This is a genomic window from Rhodococcus sp. SG20037 (assembly GCF_031763325.1).
GTDB lineage: Bacteria > Actinomycetota > Actinomycetes > Mycobacteriales > Mycobacteriaceae > Rhodococcus_F > Rhodococcus_F qingshengii.
In genome coordinates this window covers 2,776,938-2,798,421 of the sequence record NZ_CP134497.1, presented here as the reverse complement: position 1 = coordinate 2,798,421, position 21,484 = coordinate 2,776,938, and the positions used below count along the sequence as shown (strand labels likewise).

Sequence of the window (21,484 nt, the reverse complement as noted above, 5' to 3'; positions counted from 1 at the left end):
TTCGAACTATGTGGCCGTGCGTTTCGACAAATAGCTGTCGAGCAGCGGGGCAATCGCCGCCCACCCGGCTGGGGTCACCAATCCGGCGTGGTCGTACGGCAGATGGTGTACTGCCATGTCCTGGTCCCCGCGGACTCCGCGCCAGCGATCAGCCAGCAGCTGTCCGGACGCCTCGGCGTCGGCGGTGATCAGAGTAACCGGTCCGTCGTAGGTTGTGTCGGTCGAGCTGGCCACGAGCAAACGAGTGGCATCAAAACCCGCCCGAACAGCGTCGACCAGTCCCGGTGCCTGAGTGAGGATCTCGGGTGGCAGGGCGGCGGCCAGATCTCGGTCGTCGGCATCGTCGCGACCGCGATCGTCACGATCTCCCAGTGGATGAGTATCGATCAGACCGGCGAACTCCACCGTCTCGCCGATATCGACCAGCTGAGCCGCCATCGCGGCAACGACGTTGCCACCGAACGAGTAGCCGAGCAGGTGGTACGGCCCGCTCGGTTGCACGCCGCGAATCGTGTCGACGTACATCGCTGCCAGTTGGTCCACGTTCGTCGGTTCGAGTGGCTCCCCGGCAACTGTGGGCAGTTGCAGGCCGAACAGTGGACGGTCGGCCTCGAGAACACCGGTCAAAGGCGCAAAGGGCCAAGCGAATCCACCGGCCGGATGCACGCAGAACAGTGGTTCTCCGCTGCCTTCGGCTCGCAGTGTCAGGAGGCGATCACGACTCAGATCGATTTCGGACGCCGACTCGTCAAGGTGTGCTGCGAGCTCGGCGACTGTCGGACGGGCCATCAGCGTTGCCACACCGACGCTCACCGACAGGTCGTGCTCCATCTCCCCCACCAGTCGCATTGCTCGAAGCGAGTCGCCGCCGAGATCGAAGAAACTCTCTTCGGGATCGACTGCCTCGACGCCGAGTACCCGCGCAAAGACCTGGCACAGTTGCCTTTCCATCTCGGTTCGCGGTGCTCGGGCCGCTACTCGGGCGGGGGGTGCCGGCAACGCACCGCGGTCCAGTTTTCCGTTGGGCGTCAGCGGAATCGAATCCACGACGACGATGTCCGACGGAACCAGGTGTGCCGGTACGCGTTCCCGCAACGCAGCTCGCAGATCGGTTGAATCGGCACCGGGTTCTTCGATGACGTAGCCGACCAGTCTCGGCGGCGCACCGCCTTCGCTACGGACGGACGCTGCCGCTCGCAACACTCCCGGCAACGACGCCAACGCGGATTCCACTTCACCCAATTCGATCCGAATGCCTCGGATCTTGACCTGATGGTCCGCGCGACCCAGGTATTCGAGTTCACCGTCGCGACGACGCAGTACGACATCGCCCGTGCGGTACATGCGCTTGCCGACGGAGTAGGGATCAGCAACGAACACAGCGGAGGTCAACGCGGTCCGGTGAAGGTAACCCATCGCCGTTCCGTCTCCGGACATGTACAGCTCGCCCGCCGCTCCGATCGGTACCTCCCGCAGACCCGAATCGAGTACCCGCGCAGACGCGTTCAGAATCGGACGACCCAAGCAGGGTGTCTCGCTCCCCTGAACCGGGGATCCCATCGCGTTGATCGTGAACTCCGTCGGCCCGTAAAGGTCGTACCCGTCGACACCGTCCTGATCGCGCAATCGCGACCACAACTCGGCAGGTACAGCTTCTCCGCCGAGCATCACCAACACCGGCGTCCGCTCACCGTCGAGGAGACCGGCGGCCATCAGTTCCCGTGCATACGAGGGGGTTACATTCACGACGTCGATACCGACTTCGCGGTAATGCTTCACCAGAGACGCGGGGTCCAGTCGCGCCTGCTCGTCGATCACGTGAACTTCGTGCCCCGCGAGCAACCAGAACAGTTCCTCCCACGACATGTCGAACGAGAACGAGACCGTATGCGCGATGCGCAGACGTCGGCCACCCACACTGTTTTCGGTCGGAGTGAATATCTCGGCCTTGTGATTGTGATACATCGTCGTCAACCCGCGGTGACCCACCACGACGCCCTTGGGTCTTCCGGTACTGCCCGAGGTGTAGATGACGTAGGCAGGCTGGTCCGGTGAGGTCGGCCCGCAGACCGCGGCCTCGTCGACAACTGGTGCCGAAGACTGCCCGTCGAGTACCCCGGCCACGTCCGGGTCGTCGAGTACCAGACATGCCTGTCCATCGGGAACAACGAGGTCACGCGTCCGAGTCGTGGTGACTACCAGCGCCGCATCGCTGTCGAGGATGAGTTCGCGCAGGCGTGCCGGTGGGTGAGCCAGATCCAAGGGAAGGTAGGCCGCTCCGGTTCTCATGACGGCGAAGATCGCGACGACGTGATCGGCAGTACGCGGAAGCGCGAGCGCGACAACACGGGTCGGTCCCCCGCCTGGTACCGACTGCCCCAGCGCCGAAGCGAGTATCCGTGCCAGTCTGTCCACCCGAGAGTTCATCTCGGCTGCGCTCAGTGTGACGTCTCCGAAGACCAGCGCCGTCTCGTCCGGAGTTGCCGCTGCCCTTTCGCGCAGTAGTGCGTCCACGCTACCGCCGGCCTGGTCCGGCCGTGGCATCACGACGTAATCCGAAGCGAATTCCGCGGGGGTGCGCGAAAGCGGAACCGCCGTGTCCGCCACCGTGGCGGTATCGGAATTCGCCATCACTTCGAGAATCGTGATGGTGCGGGACAGGATGTCCTGAGCCACGTCGTGCGGAATCAGGTCAGGACGGTTTTCGAGTGTGAGCGCCATCGCCGCGTCCCCGACACCCGGATCCACGTCGAGCGTGAGCGCATAGTGCGTGCCGTCCACCGCATCGAACCCGACGATTCCACTGCGACCGAACGTGTCTCGACGTGCCTGTTCGTCGCGAGGGGTGTTGCGGAAAACGTAGAGCGTGTCGAAGAGCGTGGCGAACCCTGCACTTCGCTGCACGTCGCCGAGCCCGAGATGGTGATGCCCCAGCAGCGAACCTTGTTCACGGAACAGGCGTCCGAGCAACGCCGAGATCTCCTCGCCTGGCCGGACCCGGACACGCACGGGAATGGTGTTGAGCGCCAAGCCCACCATTCGGTCGGCGCCCTCGACCTCGGGTGAACGTCCCGAAACCGTCGATCCGAAGACCACGTCGTCACGGCCCGTCACGGCGCGCAATGCCAGGCCCCACGCCGCAGAAACCACGGTGGACAGCGTCACTCCGCTACGTCTGGCCAGCTCGCGTACGTGCTCGGTGATGCTCTGTTCGAGCTGAACCCGGGTGAACACCGGCAACGGAGCGCGCCCGCCTGATCCCGTACCACCCACGAGTGTGGGTTGCTCGAGATCCGCGAGGTAGTCCTTCCAGGACGAGATGGCGTCCGTGCGATCCGCTTCGGCGATCCATCGCAGGTGATCACGGAAGTCCGCAGGCTTGTCGAGCGCGCCGTCGAGTCCAACCGGGTCCGTGCCGTGTGTGCGAGCAAACTCGTAGAGCGCAAACAACTCCGCGTACATCAAGGTCTGCGACCAACCGTCGGTCAGCAGGTGGTGCTGAGTGAAGACGAGGTGCGCTCCCCCACCTGGCAACCAGACCAGCACCATTCGAATGAGTGGCGGCGCACTCAAGTCGAACAGCCTGCCGAATTCGGCCTCGTCGACGGCGCGGACCTCGATATCCAAGTCCTCGGGTGCGACTGCGCTCAGATCGATCTCACGGAAAGGCATTTCGGCTTCCCTGGGCACGAACTGCACCGGAGCGTCGAACCCGGCGTGTGTGAAGCCGGCCCGCAAGTTCGGATAGCGTCGCAAGAGCGCATCCCCTGCTGCGCGGAGTGAGCGAACGTCGACGGCGGCATCGGCGGAGAACTCGAATCGCGGCTGCATGTGATAGACATCCGTGCCGCCGGCGCCGTCGAGAACCGACTGGAAGTACATGCCTTCCTGCAAGGGACCGAGTGGCAGCACGTCCTGCCAGCCCGGGCTCAGCGACTCGAGCCGTGCCCGACGATCCGCATCGACGGCCACGAGCGGACTCTGCACGCGATCCGGCGCGGTGTCGGGCAATGCCTTCCGGTCCACCTTCCCGTTGAGGGTGAGTGGTAGTGCCTCGAGCACCGTGATGGTCTGCGGCACCATGTGTTCGGGTAGGAGCCGCGCAATCTCCTTGCGCACCAGTACCGAATCGAGCGTGGTTGCACCTTCGGGAACCACATACCCGTGCAAACTTCCGGTACCCGCCGCATCGACGCGAACGGTGGCTGCCGCGCGGAACACACCTGCCACCGATCCGAGCGCGCCTTCGACTTCGCCGAGCTCGATGCGGAAACCGCGAACCTTCACCTGATCGTCCGCACGACGAAGGAAGTGCAAAACCCCTCGCCGGCGTCGGACCAGATCGCCGGTGCGGTAGAGGCGTGCCCCCGGCAGAGAAGGATCGGCGACGAACCGAGCGACGGTCAGATCGGGGCGGTTCAGGTATCCGCGGACCACCTGCGCACCGCCCAGATACAGCTCGCCCGCAACGCCTTCCGGAACCTCACGCAGGTCGTCGTCGAGGATTCGCACGTGCACATCGGTCCAGGGCTGACCGATCGTGACTCGGTCGCCGGTCGTGATGACCGAAGATGTCGCCCACACCGTGGCCTCGGTGGGTCCATAGACATTCCGGACCGAAGCAGCGTTGGCCACCAGATCGTCGGCCAGATCCTGCGGGAGGGCTTCCCCTCCCACCAGGGCTCGCACCATGGCGAGTCCGACTGCGTTCTCGTGTTCGGTGACCACTCGCCACAGCGCCGGCGTTGCCTGCATCACTGTCGCATCGCTTGCGATGATCAACGCCGACAACGCATCCGGATCGCGAACCGTCCTGCGGTCTGCGATCACGACAGTCGCGCCCGCCGCGAGCGGGCACAGCAACTCCAGTGCCGCGATGTCGAACGACACCGTTGTCACCGCGACGATGCGATCGCCCGGCCTGATCCAGCAATCCTCGAGTACCGTGTCCGCGAAGGCTGCGAGGTTGCCCGTCGAGACCATCACGCCCTTGGGGCGACCCGTCGAACCGGAGGTGTGGATCATGTAGGCGAGGTGATCACCCGCCGCGGGCGGCGGAGGAAGCACGACACCCGAGTTGGTGAACTCACCGTCCACGAAGACACACGTGGCGACCGTCAACGGAAGTTGCCCGGCGCTGTCGATACTGGTCAGGACACACACCGGAGCCGCGTCCTCGATCATGAACTCGAGCCGCTCAGTCGGGTAATCGACGTCGAGTGGCAGGTACGCAGCGCCGATGCGCAGTACCGCGAGCAGTCCGGCCACCAGATCCGCATTTCGATCCAGCGCGACGGCGACTACCTTCTCGGGTCCGGCGCCGACCGCGAGAAGTTCGCGGGCCAGCTCGTCGACGCGCGCCGACAGTTCCCCGTAGGTAATTCCGACCTCGCCGGAGATCACCGCGATGTCGTCGGGGTGGCGGCTGACGTGTCGAGCGAACAACTGCGAGATCCCCGACGGCGGCGTCGCGCGTCGGCCCGGGTCGCGATCCGGCTTGTTTTCCGCCAGTCGCAGATCCGCGACGACAGTGCTGATTTCGTGACCGAGGACCGCGATCACACCGTCGAGCAATGCGTCCGCAGTCGCGGCGTCGAACAGCCCGGCATCAACCGTCAATCGAAGTTCTGTTGCGGTTCGGACGAATTCGAGGTCGACGCTCTTTCCGGGCGAGTGACCGACACGGGCAGCGAACAGGCTGCTCGTCGGACGCCCGAGTAGATCGGCGATTCGGTCGAGGCTGACATCGGAATGCGCAAGTGCCTCGGAGACAGCGTTTTCGACTCGCCGAACGACATCGGCAATTCTCGGCCGACCGGACAGGTCGACCCGAATCAGGGTGTCAGTCCCTTCCGAGACCAGTCCGACCGCAAGGTCCCGACCACCGCCGAAGCTGTTCAGCGTCGCCGCCACGGCGGCCAACAGCACCGCGTCGAATCCTGGTTCGTCACCGAACCGGGCATCGCGTAGCTGACGGAGGTAGGTGTGCGGGCGGTACTCTTCGCCGCGCGGGCGGTCATACGGAAGGTCCGTTTCGAGGGGCAGGTCCGCGAGCGTGCGAACCCAGTACCGCTCGTGATCAGGATTTCCCGCCACCGCCGGGGCGCGGAACGTCGCCACGGTCACGACGGGTCGATCGACGCCAACGACCGAATCCGGCGAGAACTTCGTCCGATCGACGCGTGCGGCCACGGCAAGACCGAGGGGGGTCGGGGTGTCGAAGACATCCGAGACGACGACGCGAATTCCCAGCTTGCGCAGGCTTCCCACCAACCGCATCGCAGTGAGCGAGTGACCGCCGAGAGTGAAGAAATTGTCGCCCGGATCGACGTCGGGAATCTCCAACACCGTTGCGACACAGGCGCACACTGCATCAACGACCGCGGGATCGACATCGATCGCAGGTTCGGACGCGGCCACCTTTTTCGTGACAGCGACATTTTTCGCGGCAGACACCGCATCGGCAACGGACGCTGCCTGTCGGACTACCGTGAGCACCGCGGATGCGGGAGCTGTCGGCTCGGTCAGCAACCCACGCAGGATCTCCGCGAGCCGTGTGACCATTCGCTCCGCCGTGGCGTCGGAGACAACTGCCGGATCGTGGTACAGAACCAGATCCAGACCGGTGCTCGGCGGCGCCATCAACGTCATCGGATAGTGCGTGACTCCGCGGTTGGTGAATCCCTCGACCCGCAGTGTGTGCGATGCAGGCTGTCCTGCACCGGAGTTCGGGAAGTTCTCGAACACCAGGAGCGTGTCGAACAGTTGCCCGATTCCGGCGATGCGTTCGATCTCGGCCAAACTGGTGTGTTCGACGTCCACGATGTCGAATTGGGCGTTCTGGAGATCGACGAACTGATCGAGCAAAGGCCGGTCCGCGACGATGTCGAGGCGGGCCGGAATCGTGTTGCTGAACAACCCGACCATTCCCTCCACCCCCGAGAGTTCGGCAGGTCGGCCGGACACCGTGGCCCCGAACACGACGTCCCACTGTCCTGTCGCTTCGGCGAGCGCTGCTGCCCACGCACCCTGAACCAGGGTGTTGACCGTCAGCGCTCGCGCACGGCCGAGTTCGATCAGCGCTTCGGCGTCCGATGTCGCGAGAGGAACCTCGAGCGCGACGGGCACACTTCGCGGCGCTCCGGCATCGGCAACGAGAGTCGGCGCGGTGAGCCCACGCAAACGCTCGCTCCACGCTGCGCGGGCAGAGTCCTGATCACGGCCGGCGATCCATGCCAAGTAGTCGCGATACGGCGTCGGCGCAGGGAGGCGGCTGTCGCCGTCGTGGTAGACGTTCATCAGCTCGCGCAGGACGATCGGAGTCGACCAACCGTCGGTGAGCAGGTGGTGCGCGTTGAGGACCAAACGGTGCACCCCGCCGGGCAGCCGAACCAGTAGTGCACGCAGCAGAGGCGGTGTACTGACGTCGAAGACATGCTTGGCGGCCTCGTCCTCGAGCTGATCTGCAGAGCGGAATGCAGTGTCAGCTGGAACGGAGGTCAGATCGACCGAACGCCACTCGACTTTTGCGCCGCGCGGAATGATCTGAACGGGCCGTTCGAACTGCTCGTAGTGAAAAGCTGCGCGAAGGTTCGGGTGCCTGTCGATCACGGTCTCGAACGCGTCGGCCAACTTCGCCTCGTCCAGTGGCCCGGAGAGGTCGAAGCGTGCAGTGAGCGTGTAGACGTCTGCGACTCCGTCACGGACCGCATGGAACAGGAGACCTTCTTGTAGCGGCGAGAGCGGAAGGACGTCGGCAAGCGGTCCGTGGACGGCTTCGAGTTCGTTGATCCCTGCCTGATCGACCACCGCGCCCTGGCCGAAGATCGTCGCCGAGCAATCGGAAGGCGTCAAACCACCCTCGAAGAGCGCGGCATGCGCGGTCAGGGCAGCGAGCGCACGTTCCCAATGCTCTTGCAGCTCGACGATCGTCGCGCCGTCGAGCACTGAACCCGCCGCAGTCCATTCGACTGCCAGCGTCGTCGAGTCGTCCTCTCGGACAAATGCGTTGAGCGCCAGCACTTCCGACATAACCTTCGTCGCCGGCTCGATGACCGCGAATGGATCCTGCTCCGGCAATCGCCATCCGGTTCCGGGCAAGGACGGGAAGCGGCCCAGATAGTTGAGCAGCAGTTCGGGTGTAGCGCACGCGGAAAGGTCAGGTGCGGTGTCGGGATCCAGATGCCGCAGAACTCCATAGCCGACTCCGCCTCCGGGTACGGCGCGTTTTGCCTCCTTCACCGCACGAAGGAGATGCCCCGCAGCTGCTCCGCCGCTCAGTGCGTCGGCAAGATCGTCTGCGGTGAGCAGTGCATCGGTGGGAACCCGGACGGGGAACTCACTGGTGAACCACCCGATGGTTCCGGCGAAGTCGGTGTCGCTGGTGAGCGCGTCGCGGCCATGACCTTCGACGGTAACTGTCTGCGCGGGCAGCCCGATGAGGCCGCGGCCGTGCTGCCATGAGCGCAAGGCAAGCATCAAACCCGAGAGAAGCACTTCGTCGGCCTTGGCTCGATACGCCGCCGGAAGCGTGGTCAACAGCGCGTCGGTGACGGCCGGGGGCGCAATGGTTGTCGTGCGAGAGGCGGTTGCGGTCACGTCGATCTTCGGGTCGAGACGACGACTGCCGATCGGCTCGTCGTCCGCCTGTACCGACGCGGACTTCCAGTACTCGAGCTCTGACGCCCTGCTGCCAGAGGCCCCGAATTCCGCGAGCAACCCTGCGTATCGACGCCACGAACTTCCGCCTGCAGCCAACCGGGCCGACCTACGCTCGCGCGCTGCATCGGTAGCTTCGTGGAGGTCTGGAAGCAGAATTCGCCAGGACACACCGTCGACGATCAGATGGTGAGCCACGACGATCAATTGGTCGGGTCGACCGGCCTCGGTATTGACCAGTACGACTCGCAGGAGTTCACCGGCGCGTGGGTCGAGACTCGCCGCCGACGCCTCCGCGAGCTCTCTGATCCGGGACGGCTCGGAGGTGTCGGACACCTCGCGAACGAGTCCCTCGCTGCGCACTGCACCGGCGTCCCGGACGATCAATTCGGCAGTGCCGCTGTCGTTGTCACGGCGCAGGAGCAGGCGTAGAGCGTCATGGTGATCGAGGATCGTCTGCACGCCGGACTGCAGGTCACCCAGTGAAAGGCTGTCGTCGATGCGCACTGCGGTCCATTGCGCGTAGCCCGCGATTGCCTCGTCTGTCGGATTCTTGTCGATCAGTGCTCGAACGATCGGCGGGGCGATCACGGTGCCGGTCGCCACGTCCGCAACCGAGGCTACGGCGTCGGCGTCATCGGCAATCTCACGCGCCGCAGCGGCGATGGTTCCCAGATCTCGCTGTGCCAGTAGTTCTTTGGGAGCAACGATCAGACCACGCACCCGCAGTCGACTGCTGACACTGATTGCCGTGATGCTGTCACCACCGAGGCCGAAGAAATCCTCGTCCACGCCGACGCGTTCGCGGCCGAGCACCTCGGCCACCACGTCACAGAGGATTTCCTCGTGTGGTGTGGATGCAGCGCGACCTTCCGATTCGGCAGCCGGGGCAGGTAGTGCCGCACGATCGAGCTTTCCGTTCACCGTGACGGGCAGTTCGTCCAGAACGACGATTGCGGCGGGAACGAGATGATCCGGTACGCGACCGGCGAGGTCACGGCGCAATTCTTCCTGCGGCGGAAGCGTCGCGCCGGCGGCGGCTACAACGTAGCCGACGAGGCTGGGCCGTCCCCCATCCGTACGGATCAGCGCGGCAGCGGCGCCGATTCCGGGTACCGATCCGAGAACAGCCTCGACCTCGCTCAACTCGACTCGATGTCCGCGAATCTTCACCTGCTTGTCGCTGCGACCGATGAAGTCGTAGCCCCGCCCCGGCACCCACCGCGCCACGTCCCCGGCGCGGTACATCAGATCTCCCGGAGCCCCGAAAGGATCTGCGACAAAACGCTCGGAGGTCGCGCCGGCGCGGCCGAGGTAGCCCCTGGCCAATTGCGGTCCGGCCAGGTAGAGCTCACCTCGTTCACCGTCGGCGACCGGCTCGAGCGCGCTGTCGAGCAGGTACGCACGGGTACCCGCGAGGGGGTACCCGATACGCGGTCCGGCACCTTCGACCGTGGTCGCGATCGCGTCGACCGTCGTTTCGGTGGGGCCGTACAGGTTTCGAGCCGGAACACCGGATTCGATGATCGCGTCCCACAGTGCGGGCGGTGCCGCCTCGCCACCCACGACGAGGAGCTGCAACCGATGCGTACGCAGCAACCCGTTGTCCACCATCGCTGCCGCCATCGACGGCGTCGTGTCGACCACGTCGACGCGATCTCGCTCGAACGCCGCGACCAGAGCAACCGCGTCCTTCTGCAGTTCCTCGTCGTATACGTGCACACGATGACCACACAGCAGCCACAACAGTTGATCGAGAGACGCATCGAAGGCGAACGACGCTGTGTGCGCGGTGTGCAGTTGGCGGTTCCCGACGCGCTCGGCGGTGTCCCGGTAGATGGTGGCGCGATGGTGGTGAAGCAGGTGCGCCAATCCACCGCCTCTGACCAGCACACCCTTGGGCTTGCCTGTCGATCCCGAGGTGTAGATGACATACGCCAGGTGATCACCATGCCGTGCTGTCGCCAGTTCACCGAGTTCGAGTGGAAGCTCGGAATTAGCACGGAGTTCTTCGCGGACTGCGTCGGAATCGATGACGAGGGGGTCGGGCCGAAAACCTCCGACGAGTTGCTCGGCCAGAGTGGAAGTGGTGATCACGACCTTCGGCTGCGCATCGTCGATCAGATCTCGCAACCGCTCGGCCGGGTGCTGCGGATCCAGGGCCACGTACGCTGCGCCCGCGTTCAATGTCGCGAGCAGAGCCACCACCATCTCGGAAGTACGCGGAAGCGCAAGTCCGACAATGTCGTCCGGGCCGACATCGCGGGCCCGAAGCAACCGGGCGAGCTTGTGGACGCGGCCACCGAGTTCTTCGCCTGTCACTGTTTCGTCACCGCACACGAGGACTGTGTCATCCGCGTGCTCGACGACGATGCGGTCGAACACGTCGGGAACGAGTTCGACCGAGCCGGGCAGCGGTGCAGTTTCGCGGCCGGCGAGAATCCGCGCGGCTTCGGCCGCAGGCATCATCTCCACCTGACCGACGGCAGGATCTCCCTCCCCGACCATCGCGTTGACGATGCTGACGAAACCGGCGAGGCGACGCTGAACCGATTCCCGAGTATTGGTACGCGCGTCCACTTCGAATCCGAGTAGAACTTCGCCGTCCGCAATGGGCGTCACCGTCAAACCCAGGTCCTCCGGCGGTCCCCCGGCGACGTTACGCAGTACACCCACAGCGCCGGCGAAATCGAGGGCGAAGTCGAAAGCCTTGAGATTGATTCCGATCCCGTGAAGCAGTGCGCCGGTGCCGGCGACGCCCAGGTCCCGAGCAAGATTCTCACCGCGGTAGCGCTGGTGTGCGCGCAGGCTTTTCATCGTGGCGGCCACCTGCTTGCTCAGGTCACCGAGTCGATCGTGGCTGCGAATCGTCAACCGGAGAGGCAGAACGTTGACTGCCATGGCCGGCGTCTTGAGTGCCGTGCGGCCTACGCGCGCCATGAGTGGCATCGCGATGACAACATCCGTCTCGCCGAGCAGTCGGTGGAGAAACGCGCCGTAGCAGGCGATCAGTGCCTCGGCCCACGTTGTTCCCGTCGCGTCTGCCACCTCTTTGAGGCAGCTGAGGGCGTCGGCGGTAATGACCTCGCGAACCTGGATCGTTCGTTCCGCCGGACCGGTGACCTGCTGGCCGCGTCCGTCCAACGCGGGCAACGGCGTCAGGACATCACGCCAGTAGTCACGATCTTCCGCGAACTGCTCGCCAGCCCGGTACGCCTCGTCCTCGCTGACCAGATCTGTCATAGAACCGAATCGCGTTGGCGCGACCTCGGTTCCCTTCTTCGCGGCCGTGTAGTGCGCGGCGACTCGGCGCGAAATCATTGCTGCGCTGTATCCGTCGACGATCAGGTGGTGATAGAGCTGAATGCACCAGATCTCGCGATCGGAGAGCCTGATCAGCGAGTAGGTGTACAGCGGACGCTCCACCATCAGGCGGCAGTACTCGGACGCCCGGCTGCGCTCGGCGTCGACCAGTGCGTGCGCCACGGCTACGGGATCGCGCTCGTCACGGACGTCGGTGATCGGGATGATGCCAACCGGCTCGTCGGAGATGTACTGACGCGGGCCGTCCGCCGTCTCGATCATCCGCAGCCGCATGGTTTCGGCTTCACCGATCGTCGCCGTGATGGCGGCTGTCAGCAGTTCGGTGTCGATCGGTTCGTCGCCCGAGATTTCGAGCACCTCACCGACGAGGTAGCTCCGAGATTCGGGATCAAGCCTCTGTGCGTTCCAAATCCCGAGTTGAGCTCCTGTGAGAGCAAACGTAGCTTCGCTCGCCGCTCCGGAGTTCGAACCTGGAAGAACGCTCACACTGATCCCCTCGTCTGTGGACACACGTCACCCAAGGGTGACCTAACGTCGTTTTGGGTAGCCTAAACTAAATGTCAATGAATCGGGGAATCCGCCTCGCCGGTGACCCGAGAACCGACGGCTCCCGACGCGTCAATCAGAGGACACGCGCTTCTACAACCGCTTGCGGGACAGTCTCTTTCGTGAATCGAAACGAGAAAGTGAAGGCTAGTCCATCAGCGTTGCCGCGACGGTTCCGCCCAGTTCATAACAACCATCGCGGACAGATTTGTCCACGCTCACAGTCACTTCGAGCGGATCCGCCACCGCGACCAATCCGAGCCCGGTGGCGAGTTTGCGCACCGAGGACACTGCACCGGCAGTGTCGTTGTTACCGTGAACCCACAGGCCGTACGGTCGATCCGAAACCGCGCCGAGGCATTGGTAGTACGTGGTGTCGAAGAAGTATTTCAGCGCGCCCGACATGTAACCGAAATTGGCGGTGGTTCCGAAAAGATAGCCGTCAGCAGCGAGGACGTCGGGCACCGTCGCCGCCAACGCCGGCATCACCTTCACCTCGACGCCCTCGATCTCGGGATCGCGAGCCCCGGCCAGGACTGCATCCAACAATTCGTGGGTTGTCGGCGAGGGCGAGTGGTGAACCACCAACAGAGTCTTCACACATCTGACAATACGGCGACGGGTGGCGCACCCGTCGCCGTTCACGCCTACGCCGAAACGGTTTCCGCGCTCATCGCCTTGACCAGGTCGTCGGTTCGGGTGACCGAGGCGCAGCGCCCGGCCGCGTACTCGAGCGCACCGACATGCTCGTCCAGGGAGAAGTCGGCTACCGCGTCGCCCACGAAGAAGATCTGCACGTCTTGCATGAACCCGTCCAAAGCGGTAGTCAGGCAACCGATGTGGGCATAGATTCCGGTGATGATCAGCTGGTCACGCCCACTCTCGCGCAGCCGCTCACGCAGATCCGTCTTGATGAAGGCGCTGTAGCGCCATTTTGTGAGCATCACGTCGTCCGAATGCGGAGCCAACTCGGCGATCACGTCGGTGTGAGCGGGATCTGCCTTCAGACCCGGTCCCCAGAAATCCGACAGCAACGCACGCTCCTCGGGATCCTGATCACCGGGTTGCGCGGTGTAGACGATCGGGATTCCGGCAGCTCGCGCCGACGAACGAAGCCGGTCGATGTTCGGAACCACGGTTTGGAGCGGGTCGACGCTTCGGTCGTACGCGTTCACGAAATATTCCTGCATGTCGTGCAGAAGCAACACCGCTCGGGAAGGATCGAGAGTCCAGTCGACCCGATTTTGCGGAAACTCGGTGGGCATCTCGTATCGCACTGCTGTGGGTAGCGCCATGATGAATCTCCTCGAAAATGTGGGGGTGGGAACCGATCAACTCGACAGAGTCTGTGCGGCAATCGATTCGCTGAGAACACGGCGCAAGGCCGCCTTGCTGGTCTTTCCGACGCCGGTGACGGGGAACTCGGTCACGAACTCCACTCGATCCGGAACCTTGTACGCCGCAACGCCTCGGCCTCGTATGTATCGCTTGATCTCGCCGACGGTCGGGGCATCTCCGGAAATCACCAGAACAGCACAGGTTCGTTCGCCCAGGTACTCGTCGGGAACGGCGACGACGGCCGCATCGTGGACAGCCGGATGCGAGAGCAGGTGGTTCTCGATCTCCTCGGCCGCAACCTTCTCACCGCCGCGGTTGATCTGGTCTTTTGCGCGCCCCTCGACTATCAGATGTCCTGAATCGGTGACGCTGACCAGATCGCCGGTGCGATAGAAACCTTCGGCGTCGAAGACCTCGGCATTGTGCGCATCCGCCCGGTAATAGCCGCGGATCGTGTACGGACCCCGAGTCAGTAAGTGCCCCGTGGTTCCGGGCGCGACGAGCGCGCCTTCGTCGTCGACCACACGAACCTCGTCGTCGGGTGAAATGGGCCGGCCCTGAGTGCTGACGATCAATTCTTGCGTGTCGTCGAGGCGGGTGTAGTTGACCAGCCCCTCGGCCATCCCGAACACCTGCTGGAGGGTGCAGCCCAACTCCGTGGGTACGCGTGCAGCGGCTTCGGCGCTGAACTTCGCTCCGCCGACGCCGAGAACCCGCAAGCTCGACAGATCGTGATCTGCCTTACTGGGGGCGGCCATCCAGGCCAACGCGATCGGTGGAACCAAGGAAGCGTGCGTGACTCGCTCTGATTCGATCAGACCGAAAGCTGTGGAGGGCATGGTGTCCGGCGCCAGAACCACGGAGCCGCCCGCGTGGAGAACGCCCAGGATGCCCGGCGAACTCATCGGAAAATTATGCGCTGCAGGAAGAACCACCAACATGCGCGTCGAGTCGTCGACGCCACAGATCGGGTTGGACGCTCGCACCGAGTAGAGGTAGTCGGCGTGCGTTCGCGGAATCAGCTTCGGAACACCGGTCGTGCCACCGGAAAGCTGAAGAAAGGCGACCGACAACGGATCGACGTCGGCAAGAACGGGAACCTCGTATCCGCGCAGCGAATCGAAACCGACAAACTCTTCGGGGTCACCGGCCACGATCACAACAGGCGGAGTCTCGAGGCCTTCGTTCACCTCACGCGCCAGCGCGCGGTAGTCGAACCCGCCATGACGGTCGGCGACGATATAGGCAGCGACATCAGCGAACTGGCAGAAGTATCCGATTTCGGTTCGGCGATGCGCCGGCAACCCGAATACCGGCAGGGCGCCGAGCTTCAACACACCGAACAATGCTTCGACGTATTCCACGATGTTCGGCAGCTGCAGAAGCACCCGGTCACCGGCGCGAACACCCAAGCCGAACAGGCCTCCGGCCACGGCCGAGCTGCGACGATCGAGGTCGGAATATGTCAGCCGTGTCTGTGTGCCAGAGGCATCGCTGCCGACCACCGCTTCGTTGTCGGGATGCCGTGCGGCCGCGGCCGTGACGAATCCGGCCAGCGTCTCGTCAGTCCAATAGCCTCGTTCCCGATAATGCGTCACCAAATCGGGTGGATACTGTGCGACGGGTGCCAAGGGCTCGCGAGCGATCCTCGAGGTCATGCAAGTGACTCCTGTTCGAAAGTACTGTCAGCAAATACGTCTCACGCTTTGAGCGTCGCTCCACCGTCGACGTACAGCGCCTGCATGGTGATGTGGGCCGCCCGGTCGGACAGCAGGAAGTGCACCGAGTCGGCGATATCGTCTGCGGTGGCCAGTTTTCCGAGCGGAATGCCCAGGCGATAGCTCGCCAGATTGCCTTCGATGACCGCGTCGGCACCCGAATCGTCGGAGGGGTCCGACCACAACGAACGCTGCATTGCGGTGTCGGTGGATCCCGGAGCGACCACGTTGACACGAATCCCGTCGGCGGCCAACTCCAGCCCAGCGGTTCGAACCAACATCGTCGCAGCAGCTTTGGACGAACCGTAAGCACCCATCCCGATACGTGGCACACCGGCTGCGTTGGACGAGACCACCACGATCGATCCGGTCCGCTGACGACGCATTTCCAGTCCCACACTTTGCAGCACGTTGAGCAAACCGAAGACGTTGACGCCGAATATCTTCCGCCACTGGTCTGGATCGGAGTCCAGCACCGATCCGGTGTCGAGAATTCCGGCGACGTGCGCGAGCGCGTCGATCCGGCCGAACGTGTCCATCGTCGAGGCCACTGCAGCGTCGACTGCCTGCCGATCGGTCACGTCCACGACGTGACTCTCGATATCGGCGCCTTCGACGATTGTTTCTGCCAATTCCGCAGTTACCCGCTTCAATTCGACGTCGTCGCGATCGAGCAACGCCAGCGAATACCCGTCGCGCGCAAGCGTACGGGCCACTGCGGCGCCGATCCCCGCCGCAGCACCGGTGACCACGGCGATTCGGCGCTCGCTCACTGCGGGCACAGGACCTGAACCCAGGCATTGATCGTGGGCTCTTCTGCCAACTCCGCGAAGTCGGCATCCGCGCCCGCTCCCCGCCACCGTTCGACGAGCGTCATCAAGCGAACCGAGTCAAGGCCTTCGTCACCCAGGTCCGCGTCGTCGCCGAGTTGTTCTGCCCTCATCGACAGAACCTCGGCGACGTCGCGCACGATCTGGTCACGGTCCACGGTGTTGCTCATCGGTCTCCTCGAGTAGTGGTCGACGCGCTCAGATCGAGCCAACCCAACCCTCGTGTCGACCCCGTCCGCACGCCTTGACTTTAGGCCAGCCTAACCATAACGGTACGGAAGTACACAACCCGGGCGCTCGCAACACAAATTCACCCAAACTAAGGCTAGCCTCAACATAACAAGCAATCTGTCGAACTGGAAGGGTGTCCATGTCAGCACTCGCCGAAGTCTCCGAATTCCCGTTGCGCAACAACCGGACTGACGATGAAACGGACTCCGTTTTCCTGCTCTCACGTAGGCAAACGTCGATCCGCACTTCGGGAGTAGTCGAAGAATTCGACTCGGCCTTCGACGCTGCCGAAGCCCTCAAGACCGGGCGCATCGACTCGGTCGTCGGCGCCCTGCCGTTCTCCCCGGAGACGCCGTCCGCCCTCACCGCGCCACTGAGTTTCACACGAGTCCGCGGTGATCTATATCACTCGAACATCCCGTCACTACCCACTTCGCGGGTAGCCGGATTCGAACCCAGCCCGCAGATCCACACCGACAGGGTCCGCGGAGCCATCGAGCGACTTCGAGCAGGCGAACTCGACAAAGTTGTCCTCGCACGCTCCCTGACCATCGAGGCCGAGTCCACGATCTTCCCCGCCGCTCTGGCCGAGAAACTGATTGCACTCGATCACGCGCACAACGGTTTCTGCGTCGACCTGTCCCCCGCCGGAGGAAAGTACCGCGGGCGATCGCTGGTCGGTTCGACGCCCGAGGTTCTGATCGAAAGGCGAGGCGGCGTCGTCACCTGCCACCCGCTGGCGGGCTCGATTGCACGCCATCCGAATTCGGATCAGGACGAGGCGAATGCCGAGCAACTCCGCGCGTCGACCAAAGATCTGGCCGAACACGCGTTTGTCGTCGACTCCATCAGCGCGATACTCGGACCACTGTGCACGTCCTTCAATGCACCCAGCGCACCGGAAATCCTTCGGACACCGCAACTGTGGCATCTCGGGACCAAGATCGAAGGTGTCCTGATCGACCCGAGCCTGACCTCGCTCGAACTAGCAATGGCGCTGCATCCGACTCCCGCTGTCTGCGGCACACCGACGGTCGCCGCACGCGAGCACATCACCGCAACCGAAGCCGATCGTGGGTTCTATGCCGGTGCCGTGGGCTGGTGCGACCGGACTGGAGACGGCGAGTGGATGGTAGCTATTCGTTGCGCCGAGATCGCAGCAGACGGCCTCTCGGCGCGGGCCTACGCCGGCGGCGGCATCGTCGCTACTTCCGACCCGGAAATCGAATTGAGAGAGACCAGTACAAAATTCCGCACGCTACTCAGTGCGTTCGACCTCGCTGAACATCATCTCTGACAGGGCGTCACTTCTTCGAGGTGTTCAGGGCAATCGCGGCGTGAACGAGTGCCTTGAACGCCTTTTCGTCGACGGCTTGGCCCTCGTGGAAATCGATCGCCCGTCGCGTATTGCCCTCGAGGCTGGAGTTGAAGAGTCCTGAAGCGTCGTCGAGTGATGCGCCTTTGGCAAAGGTCACCTTCACTGCGCTCTTGTAAGTCTCACCGGTACAGATCATTCCGGCGTGGTACCACACGGGAACACCTCGCCACTTCCATTCCTCCACCACATCCGGATCCACTTCTTTGATCAGAGTTCGTATCCGGGCGAGCATCTCGCCCCGCCAGTCTCCGAGTTCCTCGATTCGCTTGTCGATCAACCGAGACGGGGAATCTGCGCCTTGCTTGTCGGACTCACTCTTCGCCATCGCTTCGTCACTTCCTGCTCGTCGCCGCCGATCTCCGGTGAGTCGAGTATCCCCTCCTGCACGCGGATTCACTCGGTGAATCACTGACGCATCACGGCGTCTCGGCAGATGCGATTTCTTGCAGTTTCGGTCAAAGTGAGACGGACGTCCAGTATTCTCTGGGTACTAAGTCCCGATTCTTCGGCCCGGAGGACTGCATAGTGATCTGGAATCGACCGCTCGCCCACTCAGTTGCTTGGGCTGCCGGATCGGTTGTTCTCGCCGCCGCGATTGTCGGCGTTCACACCGTTCCTGCGGCGGCGCAACAGGCCCGCGTCTTCGACGTACTGTGCACACCCACCGATGCAGGCCTTTCCGAGCTGTCCGGACTCACCGTCACCGCGGCCGGGATGTACGCAATCGGCGACAGCGGCTCCGACGATCGGGTCGCCGAACTCGATTCGAACTGCCACGTGCAGCGCTGGATCAGCGTGGGCACCCCTCGTGTCGACGTCGAGGATCTGTCGTCGACTCCCGACGGCCACCTGTGGCTGGCAGACATCGGCGACAACAACGCGGTACGAACGTCGGTCGGGCTGATCGAACTCGATCCGGCTTCAGGTGCGGCGACCTCCTACCCCCTGGCCTATCCGGACGGCGCGCATGACGCCGAAACACTACTGATCCAGAGCGACGGAGTTCCCGTCATCGTCACCAAGGACTACCTGGGTGCAAGCGTGGTCTACACAACCGCTGAGCGACAGCAGGTTCAGGATCTGAGTACGGGCTCGCCGACCATGTTGGCCAAAGTAGGTCAGCTCAGATTTACTCCCACCCTCACACCCGGTGGGCCCGTCCCCCACGCCGGCACGATGGCTGTCACCGGCGGCGCCGTGAGCAAGGACGGCACGGTGGTAGCGCTCCGCACGTATACCGACGCTTACCTGTACGCAGCTCCCGACGGCGATATCGTGAAAGCGTTGAACACCAACCCGATTCGCGTCTCCCTTCCCGACGAGCCACAAGGTGAGGCGATCGCGTTCGACGCTGCCGGTGATCTGATCAGTGGCTCCGAGGCATACCGAGGGCCATTACCACCAATCCGAATTCTTCGCGGCGCCAGCGACATCGCACTGTCGGACGGAGCGAGCGGCTCTCTCGGGTCGTAGTCGATTCGCGTCCCCGGGAAAGCGGACAGGCGCCGCTATCATGGCCGAGTGAACAAACAACTTCGAGCGACAGTGGTGGTCTCGGCAGTTCTCGCACTGGCTTCGTGTGCGAATTCCCTCGAAGGATCACCGCGCCCGGATGCGTTTGTTCCGAGCATCGACAACCCGGATCCGTCCGAAGCCATCGACGGAGTTGTCACGGTCGACTACCCAGCAGCCCAACACGTACGCCCGAACGAACGCGTGGCGTACACATATTCACCGCCCTTCGGCGGCCGTCATGACTCGGTCTGGGCAAACTGCACCGGAGTTGTTTATCCACAAGCGATTCGGACCGAGAATGCGGTCCATTCTCTCGAGCACGGGGCCGTGTGGATCACGTACAACCCCGACCTCGTCTCGAGCGAGGATCAGGCTCGCTTGGCACAGCGAGTCGAGGGCATGAGCTACACGTTGATGTCGCCGTATCCGACCCTGGATTCGCCGATCTCGCTGCAGTCGTGGGGCCGTCAGCTCAAGCTCGACAACGCCGCGGACGCGCGCATCGATCAGTTCGTCTCGGCTCTGCGCGTCAACCCGAACACGTATCCCGAAGTGGGCGCGACCTGTTCGGTGCCGGTGACGAGCTTCGACCCGAACAACCCGCCGCCATTCGACCCCACCACTCCGGATCCGTCATCTCCCACAACCGTTCCGGAGCGGTAGCGTCTCAGCAGGCCCCGCTCCGCGGCGTAGACACCTACTTGCCTCGTGAACGGCGTTCCAGTTCGACTGCCCGTCGCATGGTTTCCCGAGCCCGGCTTCGGTCACCGGCATAGTCGTAGGCGCGAGCAAGTCGGAAGTTCTGCTTCCAGTTGTCCGGGTCTGCTTCCCAGTCGACCTTGATCTGGGCGAACAACTCGTCGGCAGCCGCTCGCTCGATCCGGCCCGAAGGCAATTTCGGAAGCGCAGACGCATCGACAGCGAGGCCCTCGTCGTGAATCTGCTGCGCGAGGCGCTGGTGCGTGAAGCCGGCACGGAGCGTGGCGATGACGAGCCACAGCCCCAGGAACGGCAGGATCAGCACGCCGATCCCGAGACCGATCGCGGCGCCGCCACCGTCCTGGATGAGCTGGATTCCGCGCTGGCCGAGCAGCACGAAGTACACCGCGAGCGCAATGCAAATCGCGACGATCAGTGCGACGGTGCGGGTGGTCTTGTTCATAGATCGAGAAAGGAATCGATACCGACCGTCAGACCCGGACGCGAGCCGATCTGGCGGACACCGAGCAGAACGCCCGGCGCGAACGAATTCCGGTCGATCGAGTCGTGGCGAATGGTCAGCGTCTCGCCCTGAGTTCCGAGAATCACTTCCTGATGCGCGACCAGTCCGGCCATCCGCACGGAGTGAACCCGGACGCCGTCGACGTCCGCTCCGCGCGCACCCTCGAGCTCGGTCGTGGTGGCGTCAGGACTGCGTCCCACGCCTGCTTCCGCGCGAGCCTCGGCGATCATCGCGGCCGTTCGGTATGCGGTGCCCGAGGGAGCATCTGCCTTGTTGGGGTGATGGAGTTCGATGACCTCGACGGAATCGAAGAAGCGCGCCGCGGCAGCCGAGAAGCGCATCAACAGCACAGCACCGATGGCGAAGTTCGGGGCGATCAGAACACCCGTTGCCGGCTGGGCGTCGAGCCAGGACTGCACAGTCGCAAGCCTGGACTCGTCGAAACCGGTGGTGCCGATCACTGCGTGAATTCCGTTGGCCACGAGGAATTCCAGATTTCCCATGACGACGTCGGGGTGCGTGAAATCGACCACTACCTGAGTGCGGGTGTCGACAAACGTCTCGATGCGATCACCGGTGTCGACCTGAGCGACGAGTTCCAGATCGGGAGCAGCTTCCACTGCCTCGCAGATCGCTCGACCGACCTTGCCCTTGGCTCCCAGAACCCCGACCCTGATGGGTGCTGCACTCACGTCTTCCACGCTCCGTCCGATGCATTGTTTGA

At 63.7% G+C, this 21,484-nt stretch carries 12 protein-coding genes; 3 read left to right on the top strand and 9 right to left on the bottom strand.

Annotation, left to right across the window (positions count from 1 at the left end; all coding sequences use genetic code 11):
* Positions 1–6 precede the first annotated feature (6 nt).
* From RHP72_RS12965 to RHP72_RS12940, 6 genes are all read right to left on the bottom strand, one after another.
* Complete coding sequence (locus RHP72_RS12965) at positions 7–12,468, bottom strand: non-ribosomal peptide synthetase (RefSeq protein WP_311094749.1); 12,462 nt, start codon at positions 12,466–12,468, stop codon at positions 7–9.
* 207 nt (positions 12,469–12,675) lie between these two features.
* Positions 12,676–13,128 carry a flavodoxin family protein gene (locus RHP72_RS12960; protein WP_003942217.1) on the bottom strand — a complete coding sequence of 151 codons (453 nt, stop codon included), beginning with the start codon at positions 13,126–13,128 and terminating at the stop codon, positions 12,676–12,678.
* Between the two features lie 47 nt (positions 13,129–13,175).
* Positions 13,176–13,823, bottom strand: coding sequence for an isochorismatase family protein (locus RHP72_RS12955; RefSeq protein ID WP_003942132.1), 648 nt, complete (start codon positions 13,821–13,823; stop codon positions 13,176–13,178).
* 36 nt (positions 13,824–13,859) lie between these two features.
* A complete protein-coding gene (locus RHP72_RS12950; RefSeq protein ID WP_311094748.1) occupies positions 13,860–15,524 on the bottom strand; it encodes a (2,3-dihydroxybenzoyl)adenylate synthase in 1,665 nt (554 codons plus the stop codon).
* A gap of 41 nt (positions 15,525–15,565) precedes the next feature.
* The gene (locus RHP72_RS12945; RefSeq protein ID WP_211920299.1) at positions 15,566–16,366 is read right to left on the bottom strand and encodes a 2,3-dihydro-2,3-dihydroxybenzoate dehydrogenase; all 801 of its coding nucleotides are present in this window, start codon (positions 16,364–16,366) and stop codon (positions 15,566–15,568) included.
* Positions 16,354–16,584, bottom strand: a complete 231-nt coding sequence (locus RHP72_RS12940) for a phosphopantetheine-binding protein (protein WP_003942230.1) — start codon at positions 16,582–16,584, stop codon at positions 16,354–16,356. Before RHP72_RS12940 ends, RHP72_RS12945 begins: the two co-directional genes overlap by 13 nt.
* 200 nt (positions 16,585–16,784) lie before the next feature.
* On the opposite strand from RHP72_RS12940, the gene RHP72_RS12935 reads away from it, so the two are divergent.
* Complete coding sequence (locus RHP72_RS12935; protein WP_020969440.1) at positions 16,785–17,942, top strand: isochorismate synthase MenF; 1,158 nt, start codon at positions 16,785–16,787, stop codon at positions 17,940–17,942.
* Between the two features lie 7 nt (positions 17,943–17,949).
* On the opposite strand, the gene RHP72_RS12930 is transcribed toward RHP72_RS12935, so the two are convergent.
* The gene (locus tag RHP72_RS12930) at positions 17,950–18,348 is read right to left on the bottom strand and encodes a DUF1801 domain-containing protein (protein ID WP_007735116.1); all 399 of its coding nucleotides are present in this window, start codon (positions 18,346–18,348) and stop codon (positions 17,950–17,952) included.
* 200 nt (positions 18,349–18,548) lie between these two features.
* On the opposite strand from RHP72_RS12930, the gene RHP72_RS12925 reads away from it, so the two are divergent.
* Together RHP72_RS12925 and RHP72_RS12920 are read left to right on the top strand one after the other, a co-directional pair.
* Positions 18,549–19,496 (top strand): hypothetical protein, encoded by a 948-nt coding sequence (locus RHP72_RS12925; protein WP_311094747.1) that lies wholly within the window; start codon positions 18,549–18,551, stop codon positions 19,494–19,496.
* Between the two features lie 48 nt (positions 19,497–19,544).
* Positions 19,545–20,201, top strand: coding sequence for a DUF3105 domain-containing protein (locus RHP72_RS12920; RefSeq protein ID WP_003942235.1), 657 nt, complete (start codon positions 19,545–19,547; stop codon positions 20,199–20,201).
* 34 nt (positions 20,202–20,235) lie between these two features.
* Here RHP72_RS12920 and RHP72_RS12915 read toward each other — a convergent pair whose 3' ends face one another.
* Together RHP72_RS12915 and dapB are read right to left on the bottom strand one after the other, a co-directional pair.
* Positions 20,236–20,700, bottom strand: coding sequence for a hypothetical protein (locus tag RHP72_RS12915; protein ID WP_003942246.1), 465 nt, complete (start codon positions 20,698–20,700; stop codon positions 20,236–20,238).
* Positions 20,697–21,452, bottom strand: coding sequence for a 4-hydroxy-tetrahydrodipicolinate reductase (dapB, locus tag RHP72_RS12910; RefSeq protein ID WP_007735114.1), 756 nt, complete (start codon positions 21,450–21,452; stop codon positions 20,697–20,699). The genes RHP72_RS12915 and dapB overlap by 4 nt, the downstream gene beginning before the upstream one ends.
* Between the last annotated feature and the right edge of the window lie 32 nt (positions 21,453–21,484).

What these genes read in the sequence shown, in the direction of transcription:
- RHP72_RS12955 (WP_003942132.1), bottom strand. Translation starts at nt 13,823, where the DNA reads ATGGCGCTACCCACAGCAGTGCGATACGAGATGCCCACCGAGTTTCCG.
- RHP72_RS12950 (WP_311094748.1), bottom strand. Translation starts at nt 15,524, where the DNA reads ATGACCTCGAGGATCGCTCGCGAGCCCTTGGCACCCGTCGCACAGTAT.
- RHP72_RS12940 (WP_003942230.1), bottom strand. Translation starts at nt 16,584, where the DNA reads ATGAGCAACACCGTGGACCGTGACCAGATCGTGCGCGACGTCGCCGAG.
- RHP72_RS12935 (WP_020969440.1), top strand. Translation starts at nt 16,785, where the DNA reads ATGTCAGCACTCGCCGAAGTCTCCGAATTCCCGTTGCGCAACAACCGG.
- RHP72_RS12930 (WP_007735116.1), bottom strand. Translation starts at nt 18,348, where the DNA reads ATGGCGAAGAGTGAGTCCGACAAGCAAGGCGCAGATTCCCCGTCTCGG.
- RHP72_RS12915 (WP_003942246.1), bottom strand. Translation starts at nt 20,700, where the DNA reads ATGAACAAGACCACCCGCACCGTCGCACTGATCGTCGCGATTTGCATT.